Source organism: Mycoplasma sp. 4404, from assembly GCF_034863325.1.
GTDB lineage: Bacteria > Bacillota_I > Bacilli_A > Mycoplasmatales > Metamycoplasmataceae > Mycoplasmopsis.
This window is the reverse complement of sequence record NZ_JAYFFE010000001.1, coordinates 170552-191950: the sequence shown is the minus strand read 5'-3', so window position 1 is coordinate 191950 and position 21399 is coordinate 170552. Positions and strand designations below refer to the sequence as shown.

Sequence of the window (21399 nt, the reverse complement as noted above, 5' to 3'; positions counted from 1 at the left end):
TAATGAAGAAAATTATTAAAACATCATTAATTAGTGCCGGGATTTTAACAATCGCAGCAGTAGGAACTGGTTTAATTGTTTCAAAAGCAATTAACCGTTATAAACCACCTTTTTACAACTTTAGATCATATATGTCAAATGATAATAAAGAGAAGTTAAGAGATGTATTCAGTTATGCTGAATTTAATGAAGTTAATGAGTTTAATAATGCATTAATCAACCACAAAGCAGCTGCAGGAATCAGTGGAGATTTCTTAGCTGCATCACTTATTAAAAAAGAATGCTTACAAAAAATTGATTATTCAATTTTACTTAACAAACCTGAACTTAAAAACGACAGAGAAAAAACAAAACAATATCTTAAAAACATTATCAAATCAGAAGTTTGAGAGCATCTTGAAAATTACAACGAACAATTAAAGACTAAATTTAATGGTGAAGAGCTTAAAGACGAAAAAGGTAATTACCCTGAACTTTGAGAATACTTTTTCCCTTACTTTTCTCAAGATATGGTAATTGCTTACAACATTAAGAAAAAACCAATTGCACCTGAAAAGAAAACTGAAGACGATGCAATTAATCTTGATTTATACGCTGATAAATTTAATAATGGATATGAAACAAATTCTATTATCAACTCGCTTAAAATAGTTGCTGATAATGGATTTGATTCTTGAATCATCACTGACGCAGTCAGAGATAACTTATTATATGGTTCATCTTATTGAACAAATGCAGATGGAACTCACAGTGCTGATCAGTTCACTGGTACAGTTACAAAAGAAACATACAAAGGTCTAATTGATTCATTTGTTTCGCTTATTAAAGATGGAACAGGTTTCCCAATCGGACACAAAAACATCTCATTCCAAGGAGATGGACTTGAATTATTAAATAACTTAATTAACCCTAAAAATGATATCAATGCAGCTATTATGTACAATGGTGATGCTATTGATGCATACTATGGAGAAGATAACTTTCCAGGTAAAGTCGAAGATGGCAAAATTAGAGTTATTAAACCTAAAGAAAACATTTTATTAGTCGATGGACTTATCTTATCTAAAATTAACACAGAAGAATCAAACAAACTCTACTTAGAAACAATTAGAGATGGATTCTTAGATAACTTACCAGAATTAGCAGAACAATTCGACCAAATTGACAAAAAATATGCAAAACAAGAATTCGGTCTTAAAAAACAATTATTCATTGAACACGCTGTTGCACAAAGATGAAAAGTCCTTCAAACAGGTACAGAAGATTCACCAAGTGCATTTAAAGAATTAGCTACTGAGAAATTCGTTGAGCTAGGTCTCATAGACGAAAACGAAAATCAAGACAAATTAAATAACGTAATTATCAAATATGCTGACTTACTTGATTTATCACTTCCTGCTAACAAAGAATACTTAGATAAGTATCTTGAATTAAATGCAGAACACAACAAATTCTTACATCGTGAACGTGAAGAAGATGTTGATCTAAACGATAGAATTAACATCTATCCTTACAGACTTAAAGATTACTTTAGCAAAACAGAAAACTTAAACAACTTCTTTACACAAGTTGCAACTGATATTAAGAACTTTACATATCCAGAAGCAGATGAAGAAGCTTCAGCACTTTCATTACCTGAAAATGCAGATGATGAAATTAAAGTCTTATTTGCATTAGTTTTTGAAAATGAAAAAACATTTAAAGAACAAAATGATGAAAATGCAGAAATTACAATTGAAAAATTAGCAGACTTTATTAAGTCTTACATTGCAAAAGTAATTTCATACCTTGATTTAAGTAATGAAGATGTTATTAGCGCATACAAAAACTTAACAAATTTCAATTACATTAACTATGTTCCTTCACAAGCAGTTGATTATGAATTAGTGCTTAGAAACTACTTTGCTTCAGCTGAAGATGGAATTGATGCTAACGTAATTGATATTTATGAAATCAATAATAGTTCAACAATTCACAAAACACTTCAACCAATTAATGATGAACTTTCATCAAGCACAAGCACATATTACAATGAAAAAACTAAAGGGTAGTCACAATGACTACTCTTTTTTTACAGCTTGCACACCATAGTAAAAGAAAAAAGCAACCAAATTTGATTGCTTAATTTTCTAATTAAAATACATATAAATTATCATACTTTTTAACATTGAATCTAGGTTTTAAGAATTGTTTTGAAGACTTACCAAATGATAAGAATTTCTTACCTTTTCCAAAGTTAAAAATAATTTTATCTTGAAGAATAAAGATACCGGCACATGCATATAAGTAAAGCGTTCCTAATGCAATTAATGTAAACACATTAAATGGTCATTTCATTAATGGACCAATTAAACTTGAGAATGGATTATATTTGTCTTTTCCTACGTAAATGTAATTGCTCTTTCAAGCACTTGGTGCTAAGTCATCAAGTGTTCAGTTTAAGAAGAAGCAAGCTACAACAAGAAATCCGAATAATGAAAGTGTTGTTAAGATATCTTTGTTTCTCATTGAATATGGATACACAATAGAAACAATAAATGTAGAAAGCAACATAAATACGTGAAGCGCCATTAAATCATAGAATATGTAGTTATCGTAGTAAATATGGAACTCGTATTCTTTACCTTTTTCATAGAATTTACCAAATGCTGTAAATGTTTCATCAGGTGTGTAAGTTATCTTAACATCAGGTAATATAAGGGCAATAGTTGCGCCAAGGAAACTAAGTGAAATTAAATATTTCATTCATTGTGGTTTATTTAATAAAAGCACAATACCAATTGAAATTCCTAAAATTCTACACATATGAAGTGGTATAGTTTCTCATTTACCTGGATATTGTGTAACTCCAAACACAATAGCTCTAGCAGCGATAAATGTAAGTGTTAGTGCTCCTGCAGTTCTAATTAATATTTCTTGAGTTTTTGCAGACACATTTTTACGCTTAATTGCTGCGTGTATTTGTCTTTTGAAGATTCAAATAACAAAAATAATCAACATAGCAATAACTCAAGATAATCTAAGACCTAAATTAGTTTGAGCTAGCATTGTCTCTGATATTTCACCACCACCGGTTCAAGATCAGAAACCAGGTTTTAAGAAAAAATATTTTTCTTCAAAGTTCATAATGCTCCTTTAAGGGTTTAAAAAATATCTAATAATTATAATTCTTTATATATAAAAGTGAAATTTTATTATTAAGTTATTTAATTTATTAAATAAACTAAATTACCTTGTTCCTAGGTCAAAAAGAAAACCCAAACTACATAAAGTAATTTGAGTTAGATGTATAAATGAAACAATAATTATTTACCGTTCATTTTTTCAAGTCTTTTGTTGAATCTGTCGATTCTACCTGTCGCTTTAACTTGTGCTCTTGACCCTGTGTAAACTGGGTGGCATCCTGAACATACGTCTACTGTAAAGTTTGGTTTAACTGATTTGAATTGGAACACTTTGTGGCAAGTTGAACAAGTAACGTTTACTTCGTGGTATGGTAAGTGAATATCTTTTTTCATAAATAAAACTCCTAATATTCCTAATTACTATTTTGAGTAGAACTCAACGATTAAAGCATCCTTGATTTCTGGGTGAATTTCGTTACGTTCTGGTAAACGGTCTAATTTAACTGAAAAGTCTTTTCTTGTCATTCAAGCTGAAGCAGCTTTTTGTTCCATAGCTTCAAGAATTTGTTTGTTGTCTCTTGATTTTTCTTTAAGAGTAATTTCTGAGCCTAATGAGATTGACATAGAAGGAATGTTTGCTTTTTTACCATCAACAACAAAGTGTCCGTGGTTAACAAGTTGACGAGCTTGTCTTCTTGTTGTAGCAAATCCTGCTCTATAAACTAAGTTGTCTAAACGAACTTCTAATAATTGAAGTAAGTTTGTCCCTGTAATCCCTTTAGCTTTAACAGCTTTTTCAAAAACTCTTCTTAATTGTTTTTCATTTAAACCAAATAAGTGTTTAACTTTTTGTTTTTCGTATAAGTGTAATCCGTATTCAGATAATTTAACACGTTTGTTTCCGTGTTGTCCTGGAGCATAAGTTCTCTTTTTACCTTTAGCGAATTCTTTACCTGATTCTAAGATAGAGAATCCTAAACGACGTGACTTTTTAAATACAGGTCCTGTGTATCTTGACATAGTATTTTTACCTCTTTCTGCATAACTTAGAGGGTTTATTTCTAACTAGTTAAATTTAACTTAATGCTTTGGATTAAATCAGCTAATCTACTTGCAATGTTATAGTCATGTTAAATTTATTTAAAAGTCATAATAAACTGCTGTTTTATGCTTATTTATTCTATCATTATTTTATAAATAATGAATTATTATTTAGCTCTATATAACCTATTTAAAAAGATTTTTTAGATCGCTTCTTTTTGCTTAATTTATTAATTAATTTTGTTCGTTTAATTCAGCTATTTGCATTTGTAAAATCAATAAACAAAATGAATATACATTATTTAAAAAACAATATAATTAATAAATAACTTTATTAATTAGTTAAGGAGTGTTATGAAACAAAAATTATTAAGTGGAATAAAACCAACTGGTGATTTAACATTAGGTAATTACATTGGTGCAATTAGAAACTTTGTGCAAATGCAAAATGATTATGAATCATACATTTTTGTAGCTGACTTACACGCACTTACAACTGGAAGTGTCGATCCAGCTGAACTTAAAAAAGCAAGAAAAACCATTGTTGCACTTTATTTAGCTTGTGGACTTAATCCAGAAAATGTAACAATTTTCTATCAATCACAAGTTAGTGCACACGGAATGATGAATTGACTTTGCACATCGGAAACGACAATTGGTGAATTGCAAAGAATGACCCAATTCAAAGATAAGTCACAACAAATCAAACAAGCTAACGGGACTTCTAAAATACCTACTGGTCTTTTAATGTATCCAGTATTAATGGCTGCTGATATTCTTTTATACAACCCTGATGTGGTTCCTATTGGAGAAGATCAAACTCAGCACCTTGAATTAACCAGAAACATTGCTGAAAGATTTAATTCAAAATACAATGCTAACTTCACAATTCCTAACGGAGTTGTTCCTAAAGTTGGAGCAAGAATTAAATCACTTACTGATCCTACTGCTAAAATGTCAAAAAGTGAACACGGTACCAAATCAACCATTTACTTACTTGAAGACCCACAACAAGCTTACAACAAGATTATGAAAGCAGTTACTGACTCAGAAGGTAAAGTATATATTTCAAATGATAAACCTGGTATCTTAAACTTACTTAATATCTATGCTTCATTAAACAACATAACACTTGAACAAGCAGAAGAATTATTTAAAGATAAAAACTATAAAGAATTTAAAGAAGCAGTTGCTACATCAGTTAAAAATCTTTTAATTGATATTCAATCAAAATACAATACAGCTTTAAAAGAAGTTGACAAAATAACTGATGAAGGTGCAATTAGAGCTTCTAAAATCGCAGATTATAATTTAAACAAGTTAATGAAAAAAATGGGACTCTATTCCTCATTGACAAAACCTAAAAATGATAAATAAGAGGTAAATTAATATGAAAGCTAATAAAAAACTTAACCATACAACAAGTCACTTACTTGGTGCAGCCGTTGAAAAACTTTATCCAAATGTTAAATTAGGATTTGGTCCAGCTACTGAAGAAGGTTTTTACTATGACTTTGAATTTGCTGAACCACTTTCAGAAACAGAATTACCTAAAATTGAAAAGTTTATGAAAAAACTTGCTTCAAGAAATTTAGTTATGAAGCAAGTTTCAATTGATGAATATTCATTTGAAGGTAAACCTTACAAAAAAGAACTTTATGACGAATTAGTAGCGGCAGGCAAAGAAGTTACATTCTATGCTCTTGTAGATCCTTTAAGTAATGAAACAATCTTTGTTGATTTATGTGCTGGTGGACATGTCGAAGATACAAAACACATTAAACACTTTAAATTACTTAACTTAGCTGGTGCATACTGAAGAGGAAATTCAGATAACATCCAATTAACAAGAATTTATGGAACATCTTGAGATACAGCGGCAGAACTTGAAGAATACTTAGAAATCCTCAAAGATAGAAAAGAAAGAGACCACCGTAAAATTGGTAAAGAAATGAAATTATTCACATTCAACAAATTAGGTGGTCAAGGATTGCCATTCTGATTAGAAGATGGAATGTACATTCACAATGAAATTAGAAACCTTGTTCTTAAAATGGACAGAAAATACGGTTTCACAGAAGTTTTAACGCCACACTTTGGTGAAGAAGAACTTTACAAAATTTCAGGACACTTAGCTCACTACAAAGATGATATGTTTAAACCAGTTGTGCTTGAAAATGAAAGGTTAATTGCACGTCCAATGACTTGTCCTCACCACATTATTTGCTACAACACAGAAAAACATTCATACCGTGACTTACCTATTAGATATTCAGAACAATCACAACTTTACAGATATGAAAAATCAGGTGCTCTTACAGGTCTTGAACGTGTTAGAGGAATGCTTTTAACAGAAGGGCACTTATTTGTTAGAAAAGATCAAATTGCTCAAGAATTCAAATCAATGTATCAATTAATTAAAGAAACATTAGAAATCTTTAAAATTCAAATTAGTTATGTTTCTTTAAGTTTAAGAGATCCTGAAAACACAGACAAGTACTATTCAGATGACAAGATGTGAAATGAAGCTGAAAATGAACTTAGAAAAGTGCTTAATGAATTAGGTGTTAAATACGAAGAAAAAATCGGAGAAGCTGCTTTCTATGGACCTAAAATGGATATTCAAATCTTTACAGCTTTAGGACACGAAATCACAGTTTCTACATTACAACTTGACTTCTTATTACCTGAAAGATTTGATATTACATACACAAATAAAGACAATCAAGAAGAACGTCCAGTTATGATCCACAGAGGTCTTATCGGAACATATGAACGTTTTGTTTCAATTCTTTTAGAACAAACAAAAGGTGTGCTTCCATTCTGATTAGCACCAAAACAATTCACAGTTATTCCTGCTACAAATAATCCAGAAGATGTGAAATACGCATCAGACATCAACCATTTATTATTCAATGCAGACTTTAGATCTAAATTAGACGACCGTGAAGAACGTTTAGGTAAAAAAGTGCGTGAAGCACAAATGTCAAAATCTAAATTCCAAATCATTGTTGGAGAAGCTGAAAGATTAAATGAAACTGTTTCATACCGTGAATATGGTAAACAAGAAACAACAACAATGCCTGTTGCAGAATTTGTCCTAAAAATGATGAGATTGAGAGATTCTCGTGAATAATAAAAAACAAGAAAACAAAAACGAAAAGAAAGTTAGAAAACCAATTAACGGTTGATACATATCATTTTTAGTAATATTTTGAGTTTTAGCAGCTGCAATGATTTTAACAAGTGGAAACATCATCCCTTGAGATAGAATCGTTCCAAATTCTGTTTATAATGTACCTCTTTATGCACGTATATTAGCATCAATTTTCTTTCCAATTTTAGTTTTATTATTTGGTTTCTTTGTTGTTTTAAAAGAAAAAATGAGTGTTTGAAGACTTGTTAACTATGTATTCATTATTGGAATTATAATCACACTATTTTGAGTTCCTAGAATGATTAATGTTAACGAAGGAAAAGCGAAAGCTGAAGCTAGTTGACAACCACAATGACTATTATTCCCTTATGATGTAACTGTCGTATTTGGTGTTTGTGTAATCTTATACGCTTTATGTTTATACTTTATTACACCAAAATTTGTAAGTTACGTGAGACCAAAAATCCAAAAATTCTTAGGTCGTTTCAAGAAACAAAAATCAGTTTTAGAACAAGAATCAAAAAACTAAAATTAATAATTATTAAAAATTCCTATCGCTTCAGCAGTGATAGGAATTTTTAATATACTTTTCATAAAAACAAATCCACCAGCCATATTGAGCTGAAATAAGGTAGAAAAACAGTTTTTTTAGATTTTCTATCTTACTTTTATCAACCTAGTTACATTAATCCAGCCACTTTTAGAATACCAAGAAGAATTCCTACCAAAATTAATGTTAATATAGCTCCTAAGGAAGCTCACGCAGCTCTACCCTTCACATTTTTTCTTTCAGCACTAATTTTAGTTGCAACTTCATTCATAAGATTAGTTTCAACAGAGATCTGTTTTTTGTTTTGAGCACCATTGCTTTTGGCAGGTAACTGATGATCACAAACAATATCATTTGTTTCAGTAGGTTTCTCAGGTTTAAATTCAATACTTTCGATTAATGAGTTATATTTGTTGGTTTTATTATTAATAAGAATGTAAATATACCAACATAATTGATGAATATTTCGGTCACTTTTTTAGATAGTTAGAATCAGAATACGTCTTGAAATCGTAAACAAATGGTTTCAATATATTTACGTTATCTAAATCAACCATAAACTTTTTATCTGAAAATGTTCCTTCAGTTGAGTCTATGTGATTAAAATCAGAAATTTCTAATGCCTTAAGATATAAAGATGTTTCAGCATAAAAATGATAGTAATTTGCAAGAATAAATGTAAGTGAATTAGGATAATCTTCTGTTTTATTGCCACAAATAATATATCATCATAATCTTTGCTTCTCACTCTCATTGAATATTTTCACAAGTGATTCGTCGCGAAATATTACTTTCAAGAAGTAATATACAAATCATAATATAGGATTATCTGATTCAAATTTTTCACAATTGAAATAATTGTGATTTTTAGCAGGATAATTTGCAAAGTTATCTTTTCCTTTTTCAAAGAATTTTTTCAAACACTCAGTAACCTTTTTATTTTTTATAAATTCCTCATCTTTTTTCAATATGTCATCAATATTAAACTTTTCTCAATTCTTTACTTTAGAATCTGTGAAACATATTGCTTTAAATAAGTATTCTGGCATTTTACCTTTAAAATTTGCCTCTTTTGTAACATCAGTTATTTTTTCAATAGCTAATTTTTCAATGGCATCAGTATATATTTCATATTTAGTTTTTTCTTCATTGTTTGAGTTTTGATACAAAGTCGAAAAATCCACTTCAGTCTGCTTGCTATTGAATAATTCTTGAACATTCTCAAAGATTTCCTTATCAGTAAAATCGCTATCAGAAAATGATGAAAAAATATCCTTAATATTTGAATTTGAATTTGATTTAGCAAACTTTTTTAAAAGTGAATTTGAAATTAAGACTTTGTGAATTTCTCGTGTTTTTAGATCTATAAAACCTGTCAATAATTCTGTGTGACTAAATCATCTATGTCCTTTGGTATTCTTACTTTTACTCATAATATAAAATTGTAATACAAAAAAAGCACCATTTAAATGGTGCTTGTGTCCCGGAAAAAGAGATGCTATCAAAGAGTTTATATTTTCTAATTCCAGGTTACCTCATTAAATATCAAAATAATGAGGTACTTTTATTTTAAAACTTTTTTGGAATATATATCACCAAAAAAATATTTTTTTAATAAAAAAAGAACAGATTTTTTCTGCTCTGATTTACAACTCAGTTTAATCTAAAGATTAAACTAATTTACCAATAACTTCTGAATGTTTGATGTTTTTGTGTTCTAAGTTTTTAAAGTTTTGTAATTTTGAATCAGTTGTTAATGCAAAAATAATTTCTTGATCAATATTTTCTGCTTTGAATCTGTTTAAATCTAAAACGATTAATTCATCTCCAGATTTAACTTCTTGGTTTAATGAAACTTTAGCGTCCATACCAATTCCATCTAATTTGTATGAGTTTAAACCAAAAACAATAACAGCTTCAACACCTAATGATGTGTTAGATAAGATAACTTGTGATTTGCTTGCTGGTTGCATTGTTATTTTTCCATCAAATGGAGCAACAATTTTACCTGATGTTCCATCTAATTTGATTGCAAATCCTTTTCCAACTAAATCATTTGAAAATACACCATCATTTAATGATTCAAGTGAAACAATTTGTCCTGAAGCAGGTGCTAAGATTTCTAATTCTGAAACTGCTTGAGTAGATGCTGTTGCATTATTTGATGTTGAAACAGTTGAAACTTCAACCGATTTACACATTGTTGAAATTAAGTCTTTGTTAATTTTGATAAGTGCATTTAAAGCTTCTGCATTTGGTAGTTCAACTTGAACGTGTTTTTGTGCTTCGAAAATTTTAACTGATGTAGCACCTAATTGTTGAAATTCTGCTTTTGAAACTAATGAAACATTTTTAACATCATATCTTAATTGTGATGCCGAATTATTAAATGAAGTAATATTGTCAAGCCCACCGAATGCATCAACAATTTTTACTAATAAGTCTATGTATTTATCTCTTTCAGTCATAATAATATACTCCTTAAATAAAATAAATTTTATATCATTTTTATAATGTTGAAAATAGATTTTAACACCTTAAAACAAGGTCTAAAAATTAATTAAATTGTTTACTAGATGCTTAAAATAGTGGTATAATAGTTTTACTTATGGCGAACGTGGTGAAGTGGTTAACACAGTGGGTTGTGGTCCCATCATGCGCGGGTTCGAATCCCGTCGTTCGCCCCATATGAAAGAAAGTTGTTAATAGCAACTTTTTTTGTTTTCCTTTTTTTACATCAAGTGCATAATAAAAGCAACCTAAAAAGGTTGCAAATATTATTTATTGAATAAATTGTATGCATCAATTTTAAAAAGAGCTTTTTTAAGTTTAGACTCTAATTTTGTTTTGTTTACTGAATCATTGTGTGAAGCCTCTTCGATTTGTTTAATAAGTTTATCACGGTCACGAAGCGCTCTTTGTACATCAATGTTTTTAACATTGATAATATCATCTGTTATGATTGATACTTTTTTCTCATCAGCATATACAAGACCACCACCGATGTAGCAACGAATTTCTTCACCATTTTCAGGTTTGATTGATAAGTTGCAAATTTCAACGTTTGAGAAAAGTGGCGTTCTATTAGCTTGAAGTCCGATGTAACCTGATGCTGTTTTTAATGTAACAATGTTTACATCACCTTCATAAAATACACCTGATGGTACTGTGATTAATAAATGAGTTGTATTATTCATTATTTTTTATCTGTTGATGATTCAGTTGAAATGTTATTTTCTTCTTGATATTTTTTGTAACGTTCGATAACATCATCAATGTTTCCGGCATATCTGAACATTTCTTCTGGAAGGTTATCTAATTCACCTGAAAGAATAACCTTGAAACTTCTAATTGTTTCAGATAATGGAACATATCTACCTTTAATACCACTGAATTTTTCGGCAACTGTGAAAGGTTGTGATAAGAATTGTCTAATTCTTCTTGCTCTGTTAACAATTTTCTTATCTTCTTCAGATAATTCACCCATCCCTAAGATCGCAATAATATCTTGAAGTTCTTTAAATCTTTGTAAGATTGCTACGACTTCTTGAGCTGTTTCGTAGTGTTCATATCCAACAATTAATGGATCAAGTAATCTTGATGAAGAGTTAAGTGGGTCAATAGCTGGATAAATTCCAAGTGCTGCTGTTCCACGGTCAAGAACTGTTTTAGCATCTAAGTGACTGAAAGTTGTAGCAGGTGCTGGATCAGTTAAGTCATCAGCAGGCACATAAACAGCTTGAACTGATGTAATTGAACCTCTACGTGTTGAAGTAATTCTTTCTTGAAGCGCACCCATTTCTGTAGCAAGTGTCGGTTGGTATCCAACAGCTGATGGCATACGTCCTAAAAGAGCAGAAACCTCTGAACCAGCTTGTGTAAATCTAAAGATGTTGTCAACGAATAAAAGTACGTCTTGATTTTGTTTATCTCTAAAGTATTCAGCCATTGTAAGACCTGTAAGAGCAACTCTCATACGTGCCCCAGGTGGTTCATTCATTTGTCCAAATACAAGTGCAGTTTTATCTAAAACTCCTGCAGCTTTCATTTCATAGTAAAGGTCATTTCCTTCACGTGTTCTTTCTCCAACTCCAGCAAATACTGAAAGTCCATTGTGCTCTGTAGCTATGTTGTTAATAAGTTCTTGAACAAGAACTGTTTTACCAACTCCAGCTCCACCAAAAAGACCAATTTTTCCACCCTTTGCATAAGGAATAAGTAAGTCAATAACTTTAATTCCTGTTTCAAGCACTTCTGATGAACTTTTTTGTTCTTCATAAGAAGGTGCTGGTGCGTGGATAGGATCTCTTTCAATGTCTTTTGGTAAAGGTAAGTTGTCAATTGGGTTTCCTAAAACGTCAAACATTCTACCTAAAACAACGTTTCCTACAGGTACAGAAATTGGTGCACCTGTGTCAGTTACAACCATTCCTCTTTGAAGTCCATTTGTAGAAACCATTGAGATTGTACGAGCTGTATCATCCCCAATGTGTTGAGCAACTTCGAATGTGTAAACTTTTCCATCATGTTCTAATTCAACAGCATTAAGTAAGTGAGGTAATTTTCCTTCTTCAAATCTAACGTCCACAACCGGACCTAAGATTTGAACGATAATTCCTTTGTTTTTTACCATTCATTCCTCCTTATTTTAATTAAGTAGCATCTGCACCAGCTACAATTTCATTGATTTCTTGAGTTATGTTACCTTGACGTTTTCTGTTAAATTGTAATCTTAACTCATCAACTAAGTCTGTTGCATTATTTGTAGCATTTTCCATAGCATTACGTCTTGAAGCGATTTCGGAAACTTTTGAACCTGTAGCAAGTCCATAAACCATACTTGCTAAGTAAAGTGGGATTGAGTTTTTAAGCACCACTTCTGAGTTAGGTTCAAATTCAATTGTGTTTCTAGCTTGCACACTAGCATTTTCAGATTCAATGTCTAGTGGGAAGAGTTTAAGTTTTTTGGCTTCCTGTGTAATGTTGTTAATAAATTCTGTGTAATAGATGTAAATGTTAGCAACTCTTTTGTTTGAATATTCTTCAAAAGCTTTTTTAGATACAACAGAACCAAGTTCATAAGAGATTTTGTCTCCTAGTTCTGTGTATTTAGAAATGACTTGTTCATCATATTTAAATGAATGTAATAGAGCAAGTCCTTTTCCTCCAAGCACAATGATTTTGTCACTTGGTTTAAGAGTTTCTTTAAGTAATTTAACAATATTAGTATTGTATGAACCACATAATCCTAAATCAGATGTGATGATGATGTGTAAATCAGAATCAACATTAGTGTTTTTAGGGAAAATTGAGTAAAACTCTCTAGGTTCAACGTGTGATGCTAATTCTCTAAACATTTCGTTTAGTGAATTTAAATACGTTTCAACACTTTCAAATTCAGTTCTAATTCTACGCAATTTAGCAGTTGATACTAATTGCATAGCATTAGTAATCTTTTTGGTATTGTCAATTACATTAATTCTATTTTTAATTGAATTTAAGTTTGCCATTTTAATTATTTAAGTAAGTCGTTGTATTTTTTAGGAAATGCTTTATGCAACTTAGGATCATAGTTAGGAATTGTAGCGATGATGTTTTGTACTATCTTAACTAATACTTTTTCTGTTGTTTGGTAGTCTTCAGGTGTGAATAAACCTTTTGAAGCAATGTTTGAGAAAAGTTCCATACCTTCAGCTGTTTTGTTTACAAATGCAATAACGTTATCTCTGTATTCTTTAATGTATTCTTTTGGAAGTGGGTTAATAATTCTTTCTTTAACTCCTAAAAGAATAATAGCTTGTGTAACTTGTGGAATAGCAAAGTATTGTTCTTGTTTTAAAAGTTCATATACTTTAGCACCGTGTTCTAAAATTGATTTAGTTGACTCATCAAGGTCTGAACCAAATTGAGCAAAAGCTAACATTTCGTTGTATTGAGCAAGTTCAAGTTTAAGTGAACCAACAACTTGTTTCATAGCTTTAATTTGCACAGCTGAACCAACACGAGAAACTGAGAAACCAATATCAACAGCAGGTCTTTGTCCTGAGTTAAATAGTGATTCTTTTGTGAAAATTTGACCATCTGTAATTGAAATTACGTTAGTTGGAATGTAAGCTGAAATATCCCCTTGTTGAGTTTCAATAATTGGAAGAGCAGTAATTGAACCTCCACCATTTTCTTTGTTAAGTCTAGCTGCACGCTCTAAAAGTTGAGAGTGTAAGTAGAAAACGTCTCCAGGGTAAGCTTCACGGCCAGGTGGTCTTCTTAAAAGAAGTGAAAGCGTTCTATATGCAACTGCGTGTTTTGATAAATCATCATAAACAATTAATACATCTTGTCCTTGAGACATTCAGTATTCTGCAATAGTAACTCCTGTATATGGAGCAATGTATTGTTGTGGAGCTAATTCTGAAGCTCCAGCAACAACTACTGCTGTGTAATCAAGCGCACCAAATTCATTAAGTTTGTTAACAATTTGCGCAACTGTTGAGTTCTTTTGCCCAATTGCTACATAAACACACTTAACGTTTTTACCTTTTTGGTTGATGATAGCATCAATGGCCATAGCTGTTTTACCTGTTTGACGGTCACCGATGATAAGCTCTCTTTGACCTTTACCGATTGGGATCATTGAATCAATTGCAATAATACCTGTTTCAAGTGGTTGGTTAACTTCTTCTCTAGTCATAACACCAGGAGCAATTTTGAAGATTTCACTTTTAATTGTTCCTTGAATTTTACCTTTACCATCAATTGGCTCTCCAAGGGCGTTAACAACTCTACCTAAAAGAGCATCACCAACATTTACGTCAATAACTTGACCTGTTCTTTTAACAATGTCTCCTTCAGAAACAGAGTTAGCATCACCAAATAAAGCAACTCCAACTGTTTCTTCTTCAAGGTTTAAAGTAAGTCCATAAACACCGTTGTCAAAAACTACGATTTCTGCGTTTTTAACCTTTTGAAGACCTGATACAACAGCAATACCATCACCAATTGAGATAACTTGACCAATTTCTGATCTGTCAGCTACTTTACCAATGTTTTGAATTCTTTCTTTAATGATTGCAGAAATATCATCTAATTTGATAGCCATAAATTACACCTCCTTTTCTTTTTGTTTAAAAATAATTTCGTTTTTGATTTTGTTTAAGTCGTGTAGTATGTTCATTTCAATAACTTCGGTTTTAGACACAATTCTAAATCCACTAATAATATTTGGGTTAATTACATTGTGAATTTCGATTGTACGTCTTGTAACTTTTTGAAGTTTGTCATTGATTTGTTGAAGTTGCTCATCACTTAATGGGAAAGCTGATTCAACTAATACATAACGAATTCTTAATGCATCATTTGATAACTTTAAATATTCAATGATGATGTTTTTTAATTGAGACACCATTTTTCTTTGAACTATAACTTTAATTGAGTTAATTACAATATAGTCAAATTGATTTTTATCAAAAGCCATATCGATTGTTTTGAATCTTTCAGCTTCAGGAATTAAGTCATTTCCTAAATATTCGATAAAGCCTGGAATTGTGTCAATTAAATCTTTAACAGCCTCAAATTGAGGTTGAATTAATTTAAATTTATCTTGTTTTTTGACCAAGTCATAAATTGCTACTGCATATGCAGATGTATTTCTTTTTTTGTACATAATAAAATCTTAAAAGTTTTGCTATTTTACTTTTATGGTAGTTATATAGCTGTGAAAGTTAATTACTCACTTGATTCAAGATAGTTTTTAATAATTTCATCTTGAGTTTGTCGAGAAATTTCTTTACGTAAGATTTTCTCTGCTAATTCTGTAGCTACTTGGATTACATATTTTTTAGCATTAGCATCAAATTCTTTCTTTTGCAACGCTATATCTTGGTTAGTTTCTTCAAGTAATCTATATGATTCAGCTTTTGCTTTGTCAATATAAGTTTTAGAAACTTCACCAGCTTTTATTTTTGCTTTGTTAACAATGCTATCTGCTTGCTTGTGAGCTTCTTTAAGTTTTTCGTTTGCATCGTTTAAAACTTGTAAGCTGTCTTCTTTTTGTTTAATAGCACTGTTGATATTTTCTTGGATGAAATTTGTTCTATTTTTCATCATCTTTTTAACTGGTTTATATAAAAGGTATGTAAGTAATAAAAACACAATTAAAAAAGCGATGATAGTAGCAATCATCATTGGAACACTTGGAAATAGTCCATTGAATTTTTCTTGGACTTGTTGATTCAATGATTCTTGCTTAAGATAAATTAAATTTTGAACCATAGTTATTATTTAATGAACATTAATAATAAAGCAATAATAAATGCATAAATAGCGGCTGTTTCAGCAATACCAACACCGATAATTAACATTAAACGGATTTTTGATTCTGCTTCAGGATTTCTTCCAACAGCTTCTGCAGCTTTACCAGCAGCATAACCTTGTCCGATACCTGTTCCTAAAACACCGATTGCAGCTAATCCTGCACCAATAGCAACAAGACCTGATTTGATGTCTCCACCATTTTGTGCAGCTGCTTGAGTAGTGTTGTTTGCAGTTTCTTCTAAAAATTTTGTTACTGTTTCAATCATAATTAATCCTCTTTTCTATTTAATAAATTGCTTGTGATAATTGTGAATTAAGGTTTTTGTTACTTCTTACAATTTTTGATTTACCTTTTTTAAGTTTTTTAGGCTTAACTTCTTCTGCAGTTGACTCAATAGTTCAGTATACAAGTGTTAAAAGTGAAAATATGTAAGCTTGTAAAGTAGAGCCGAATAAGTCAAAATAAAAGTGTAATGCAGGTGATAAAATCAGTCCAAAGAAGAATTGCTGATTACTTGACCCTGTTACTTTTGTCCATATTCACCCACAGAATGAATAAAATAAGAAAATAACTGTAGATCCTCCTATAACATTTCCATAAATACGAAAACTAAGAGAAATAAGAGGAGATACTTTACCAGGTAAATCAAGTGGGTTGATAAATGATTTTAGATATCTTCACTTACGGTACACTGCACCACAAACAAAGATACCAAGTCAGCTCATTAAAGCTAATGTTAACGGAACTGAATAAGATGTTACGATTGGTTCTAAACCAAAGACAGCTGTAAGGTTACCGATTAGAATAAAAGTAGCTAAAGTCAAAATATAGTATCTTGAATTTTGCACTTGTGTTCCACCAGTTGCATCATCAAAAGTTTTGTCAATGAACTTAACATAACCTTCAGCAATGAGTGCTACACCTTTCGGAGCTTCATTTGGTTTAATTTTTGATACTTTGAAATAGACAACTAAACAAATAATTAGCACTATAAAAACAGTAACTACAAGCGATAACATTTGTGGTTGATTTCAAACTCAAAGACCTTTTAAAAATGTATCCATCCTGCTCATCTCCTTTCTTTTTAGTTTCTTATTTTTTTATTAACTATTTCTGTGATGATAATCACAAAAACATTAGTTAATATTCCTCCAGCAAATGCAAAGAAATTAAATGGCTGATCTAATACTTGCAATACTGAATATTCGGTAATCTGCATTTGTTTTAGGTACTCTGTATTAATAAAAAACATTAAGTACACGATCGCACCTAAAATTAAGAAAAATAAAACTGATTTTAAAATCGATAAAGCATACAATTTTGTTTTTTTATTTCTTAGAAATAAATACGCAAAAAGTCAGTTTAATTTAAATAAAAAATAAATTAGTAGACCACCTAATGCATACCCAAAAAATAGACCACGATTAATTCCTATAAGAGATAAAAACACTACAGAAATTAATAAAAAAAAGATTGCAAATATAAAAGTATGCATTTGCATATATGTCATTTTTTTTATAGCCTTTTTAATTGGTAGCATGTTTCTATTTTAATACTTTTAGAAAGTTATATCACCTTTTTTACAATATTTTTTTAGGTTGTTAAAATTGGTGAAATAAGTCAATAAAATAATAGAAAAAATCCATAAATTAAGTTTTAGTAAGATATCAAAATCCACACACTAAAATTTTATTGGTTCAAATGGGCAAAATATTGAATTGTCAACTTAGTTGGTAATTTTTTTATACTTTTTTGCTTATAGAAACATTAAAATAAAAAGGACAAAAAATTAATTTTCAGCTATAATATTCCTAAATCAAGAATAATAGAAATAATTAAAATATTTTGATATTAGATTTTAAAAAATTAAAAATTTTTATAAATTTTTATAAATTTTTTCAGAAAAACTGTAAAAAGTTGTTATAATATAATTGACATTTGATATATGAGACACTTGAAAGCTTGAGTCGCTTGTAGAGCTGATAGTTTATATATCAGGTGACCGTGCGCAGAAACAGAAAAGTATGGGCGTGTTTTCTTCATGAAAACATGGCTTTTTTATTATAATTTTTATATGTTAATCTTCAGAAATAAAAAAAGAACAAAATTCAATAAAAAAAAATCCTAGTTCTTGTTTTGACAATAAAGGTAATTTAATATCTCCATATGATAATGATGAAAATGACTATAGCACTATTGAAGTAAGAGGAAATTTTCAAAAAAATAATAAAGATGAATGAAGAAGTAATAACAGATCCATTATAGCATTCTATATAGGTCATAAAGTTTGTTATTTAAATTTAAGAACTGCAATTAAGAAAAAGAAAAATCAACCAAAAATTGATATATGAAAATCTCCTTTCTTCTATAAAGTTCCTAAATTAGGAGAAGTATTAATACAAGCAATTGATAAAAATACAGGATTAAAATACGATTCATATGTTGATACAACTTCTATTCAAATTATGGATAAAAAATTATTTAAAGAAATCTATATGAAAAATCAATTTGATTTGAATAGAAAAGTATCATGAGTTGTGATAAATAAAATAATGTCTCAAATAGCATTAAATAAAAATCAATATACCTTACAGGAAGTATATAAAGATCCAAATGAGAATAAATTAAAAAGTATAATTATCCATTCTATAAGAGATATTACAGATGAAGGGACTATTATTGAGAATTTTAATGACATTACTGTAGATAATACTTTTAAAAGAATTTATGATAAATTGCATTACTTATCCAATATATTCTTTTATCCTGACAAAGATGTAATGTCAGAATTTTCAAAAAATCTAAATATAGATTACGTTATTAGAAAATACAAATTACCATATAGAATCTTTTTTGGCCTTTCATTGAAAAAAGCAGGTTTTACCTTTGCTAATGACTCAACTAAAATATCTTCTGAAGAAATTAATAGACACTTTGATAAACCTGAAGATTTTATAAGCATACCGCTTTTAAGAAAAAATAAAGATGATAACAACAATAATGAATTAACACTTTCTGAAGCTTTATTTGAAATAGGTGAATTATTCAACAGAGAAAAAAGTAAAAGCTAGGGTGATAATAACTTGTATTTACTATCAAGATTATCTGAATATACATTAATAAATAATTTTTATAGTGATAAAAAAATAACATTTGGTATGTAAAATACTAGAAGACCAGAGTCGCTTGTATGGTTGATAGTTTATATACACAGGTGAGTGTGAAAGATATTTCGTTTGCTATGTTATGGGAACATAGTTTTTTTATACATTTTTTATACTACATACTAAATAGTTTATGATGAAATTAAAAGTTTTAAATATAACCTTTCATTACAACACATATAACAATAATGCTAAATCAGGAACATATAACCATATATTAAAGAAAGAACTAAATTTTGATGAAAATAAAATAATATATTTTCTTATTATTTTGCAATTTTGTTTATTTTCTTTGACTTTTTTTTTTTTTTACAATAGCAATAAATAACAAAAATATAAATTGATTGTGTAAAACAATCAATATGAATTAACTAAGTGTTAAACAGTATTTTTTAAATGAAAATCGAACACTAGAATAACATATTCTAGCGTAAAACAATAATTTAGTTGTAAATGAAAGGGATTTTTATGGACAATACAAAAGAAATACAAAGAGCTGAATTACATAAGACAATTTGAAACATCGCTGATCAATTAAGAAGTCAAGTTGATGGATGAGAATTCAAAAACTATGTACTTGGAACACTTTTTTATCGTTTTATCTCAGAAAGTATCACAAGATATGTAAATACCATTCAACACGAAAGCGGTGATTTAGATTTTAATTATGAAGCTTTAAGTGATGACGAAATTACAGACGATATAAAAGAAGCTATTATTTCTGCAAAAGGGTTTTTCGTTTACCCATCACAACTTTTTACAAATGTTGAAGCTAATGCAACCAACGATGAAAACTTGAATGAAACACTTGAAAATATCTTTAAAAACATTGAAAATTCTGCAAAGGGTCGTTCAAGTGAAGGTGACCTTAAAGGACTTTTCCAAGATTTTGATGTTAACAGCAACAAATTAGGGAACACAGTTTCAAAACGTAATGCTACATTAAGAGCACTTCTTACAGGTGTTAAAAAAATGGAACTTGGAAACTTCGAAGACAACACTATTGACTTATTTGGTGATGCATATGAGTTTTTAATTTCTATGTATGCACAAAATGCAGGTAAATCAGGTGGTGAATTTTTTACTCCACAAGAAGTAAGTAAATTACTTTTCAAACTTGCTCTTGGAAATAGAACTGAAGTTAGAAAAGTTTATGATATGTGTGCTGGTAGTGGTTCTCTATTGCTTCAATCAGTTAAAGTACTCGGGAAAGACAACATTAAAGAAGGTCTTTATGGACAAGAAATTAATGTTTCTACTTATAACTTATGTAGAATCAATATGTTCTTACACGATATTAACTACAGTAAGTTCAAAATCATTTGTGATGACACATTAACTCATCCTGGTTTAGATGAGGAAGAACCATTTGATGTAATCGTTTCTAATCCACCTTACTCAATTAAATGAGAAGGCGATGCTAATGCAACATTAATTGCTGATCCTAGATTTGCACCAGCTGGTGTGCTAGCTCCAAAATCTAAAGCTGACTGAGCATTCGTCCAACACGCACTTCACAAACTTTCAGCTGATGGTACAGCTGCAATTGTTTGTTTTCCCGGAATTATGTATCGTGCAGGAGCTGAAGCTAAAATCAGAAAATACTTTGTAGATAACAACTTTGTTGATGCAGTTATTCAATTGCCAGACAACTTATTCTATGGAACAAGTATTTCAACTTGCATCCTTGTAATTAAGAAAAATAAAACAAGCAATGAAGTTAAATTCATTGATGCAAGCAAGGAGTTCATTAAAATTGCAAATAACAACAAGTTAACTGATGAAAATATTCAAAACATTATTAACTTATACAATTCAGACGAAGATAAAATAAATGTCCTTAAAATTGTTAGAACAGAAGATATAGCAAATAATAATTACAGCCTTTCTGTAAATACTTATGTTGAAAAAGAAGATACAAGAGAAGTTATTGATATTAAGAAGTTAAATCAAGAAATCAAAGAAATTGTTGCAGAGCAAGCTGTGCTTAGAGAAAAAATTGATGAAATTGTTGAGAAATTAGATAAAAGTCTTGAAGACTTATAAAACTA

Annotated in this window: 21 protein-coding genes and 1 tRNA gene; 7 read left to right on the top strand and 15 right to left on the bottom strand. The window is 29.8% G+C overall.

Annotated features, from left to right (window positions below):
• The first annotated feature begins 2 nt into the window (after window positions 1-2).
• Window positions 3-2051 (top strand): hypothetical protein, encoded by a 2049-nt coding sequence (locus tag VBN07_RS00810; RefSeq protein WP_323177433.1) that lies wholly within the window; start codon window positions 3-5, stop codon window positions 2049-2051.
• 82 nt (window positions 2052-2133) lie between these two features.
• Here the strand turns inward: VBN07_RS00810 and VBN07_RS00805 are convergent, their stop codons facing one another.
• The 3 genes from VBN07_RS00805 to rpsD form a co-directional block, all read right to left on the bottom strand.
• A complete protein-coding gene (locus tag VBN07_RS00805; RefSeq protein WP_323177432.1) occupies window positions 2134-3126 on the bottom strand; it encodes a YwaF family protein in 993 nt (330 codons plus the stop codon).
• Window positions 3127-3305: 179 nt separating this feature from the next.
• Window positions 3306-3518, bottom strand: a complete 213-nt coding sequence (gene rpmE, locus VBN07_RS00800; protein ID WP_323177431.1) for a 50S ribosomal protein L31 — start codon at window positions 3516-3518, stop codon at window positions 3306-3308.
• A gap of 27 nt (window positions 3519-3545) precedes the next feature.
• Window positions 3546-4145: a 30S ribosomal protein S4 gene (rpsD, locus tag VBN07_RS00795; RefSeq protein ID WP_257088713.1), complete on the bottom strand. Its 600-nt coding sequence runs from the start codon at window positions 4143-4145 to the stop codon at window positions 3546-3548.
• A 375-nt stretch (window positions 4146-4520) separates the two neighbouring features.
• On the opposite strand from rpsD, the gene trpS reads away from it, so the two are divergent.
• Genes trpS through VBN07_RS00780 form a run of 3 tightly spaced genes read left to right on the top strand, consistent with a single transcriptional unit; the run spans window position 4521 to window position 7852 of the window.
• Window positions 4521-5543 (top strand): tryptophan--tRNA ligase, encoded by a 1023-nt coding sequence (gene trpS, locus VBN07_RS00790; protein ID WP_323177430.1) that lies wholly within the window; start codon window positions 4521-4523, stop codon window positions 5541-5543.
• A gap of 13 nt (window positions 5544-5556) precedes the next feature.
• Window positions 5557-7302, top strand: a complete 1746-nt coding sequence (thrS, locus tag VBN07_RS00785; RefSeq protein WP_323177429.1) for a threonine--tRNA ligase — start codon at window positions 5557-5559, stop codon at window positions 7300-7302.
• Window positions 7295-7852, top strand: coding sequence for a hypothetical protein (locus tag VBN07_RS00780; RefSeq protein WP_323177428.1), 558 nt, complete (start codon window positions 7295-7297; stop codon window positions 7850-7852). The genes thrS and VBN07_RS00780 overlap by 8 nt, the downstream gene beginning before the upstream one ends.
• Window positions 7853-8003: 151 nt before the next feature.
• On the opposite strand, the gene VBN07_RS00775 is transcribed toward VBN07_RS00780, so the two are convergent.
• The 3 genes from VBN07_RS00775 to VBN07_RS00765 form a co-directional block, all read right to left on the bottom strand.
• Complete coding sequence (locus VBN07_RS00775; protein WP_323177427.1) at window positions 8004-8144, bottom strand: hypothetical protein; 141 nt, start codon at window positions 8142-8144, stop codon at window positions 8004-8006.
• Window positions 8145-8298: 154 nt separating this feature from the next.
• Window positions 8299-9306, bottom strand: coding sequence for a hypothetical protein (locus VBN07_RS00770; RefSeq protein WP_323177426.1), 1008 nt, complete (start codon window positions 9304-9306; stop codon window positions 8299-8301).
• A 237-nt stretch (window positions 9307-9543) separates the two neighbouring features.
• On the bottom strand, window positions 9544-10341 hold the full coding sequence (locus tag VBN07_RS00765; protein ID WP_323177425.1) for a PTS glucose transporter subunit IIA: 798 nt from the start codon (window positions 10339-10341) through the stop codon (window positions 9544-9546).
• Window positions 10342-10484: 143 nt separating this feature from the next.
• Here VBN07_RS00765 and VBN07_RS00760 point away from each other — a divergent pair.
• A tRNA-His gene (locus VBN07_RS00760) sits at window positions 10485-10560 on the top strand.
• A gap of 90 nt (window positions 10561-10650) precedes the next feature.
• Here VBN07_RS00760 and atpC read toward each other — a convergent pair.
• The 9 genes from atpC to VBN07_RS00715 all read right to left on the bottom strand — a co-directional run bounded on the left by atpC (window position 10651) and on the right by VBN07_RS00715 (window position 17724).
• The gene (atpC, locus tag VBN07_RS00755; RefSeq protein WP_323177424.1) at window positions 10651-11070 is read right to left on the bottom strand and encodes an ATP synthase F1 subunit epsilon; all 420 of its coding nucleotides are present in this window, start codon (window positions 11068-11070) and stop codon (window positions 10651-10653) included.
• A complete protein-coding gene (atpD, locus tag VBN07_RS00750) occupies window positions 11070-12506 on the bottom strand; it encodes a F0F1 ATP synthase subunit beta (protein ID WP_323177423.1) in 1437 nt (478 codons plus the stop codon). The genes atpC and atpD overlap by 1 nt, the downstream gene beginning before the upstream one ends.
• A 19-nt stretch (window positions 12507-12525) precedes the next feature.
• Window positions 12526-13383, bottom strand: coding sequence for an ATP synthase F1 subunit gamma (gene atpG, locus VBN07_RS00745; RefSeq protein ID WP_323177422.1), 858 nt, complete (start codon window positions 13381-13383; stop codon window positions 12526-12528).
• 5 nt (window positions 13384-13388) lie between these two features.
• Window positions 13389-14969 (bottom strand): F0F1 ATP synthase subunit alpha, encoded by a 1581-nt coding sequence (gene atpA / locus VBN07_RS00740; protein WP_323177421.1) that lies wholly within the window; start codon window positions 14967-14969, stop codon window positions 13389-13391.
• A gap of 3 nt (window positions 14970-14972) precedes the next feature.
• On the bottom strand, window positions 14973-15533 hold the full coding sequence (gene atpH / locus VBN07_RS00735) for an ATP synthase F1 subunit delta (protein WP_323177420.1): 561 nt from the start codon (window positions 15531-15533) through the stop codon (window positions 14973-14975).
• Between the two features lie 62 nt (window positions 15534-15595).
• Entirely contained in the window at window positions 15596-16141 is a 546-nt protein-coding gene (gene atpF / locus VBN07_RS00730) for a F0F1 ATP synthase subunit B (RefSeq protein ID WP_323177419.1), read from the bottom strand.
• A gap of 5 nt (window positions 16142-16146) precedes the next feature.
• Window positions 16147-16449 (bottom strand): ATP synthase F0 subunit C, encoded by a 303-nt coding sequence (gene atpE / locus VBN07_RS00725; protein WP_257088737.1) that lies wholly within the window; start codon window positions 16447-16449, stop codon window positions 16147-16149.
• Between the two features lie 19 nt (window positions 16450-16468).
• Window positions 16469-17248: a F0F1 ATP synthase subunit A gene (locus tag VBN07_RS00720; protein WP_323177418.1), complete on the bottom strand. Its 780-nt coding sequence runs from the start codon at window positions 17246-17248 to the stop codon at window positions 16469-16471.
• Window positions 17249-17268: 20 nt separating this feature from the next.
• On the bottom strand, window positions 17269-17724 hold the full coding sequence (locus VBN07_RS00715; RefSeq protein WP_323177417.1) for a hypothetical protein: 456 nt from the start codon (window positions 17722-17724) through the stop codon (window positions 17269-17271).
• A 955-nt stretch (window positions 17725-18679) separates the two neighbouring features.
• Between VBN07_RS00715 and VBN07_RS00710 the strand changes: the two genes are divergently transcribed.
• A complete protein-coding gene (locus VBN07_RS00710; protein WP_323177416.1) occupies window positions 18680-19255 on the top strand; it encodes a hypothetical protein in 576 nt (191 codons plus the stop codon).
• 561 nt (window positions 19256-19816) lie between these two features.
• Complete coding sequence (locus VBN07_RS00705) at window positions 19817-21394, top strand: type I restriction-modification system subunit M (RefSeq protein ID WP_323177415.1); 1578 nt, start codon at window positions 19817-19819, stop codon at window positions 21392-21394.
• The last annotated feature ends 5 nt before the right edge of the window (window positions 21395-21399 follow it).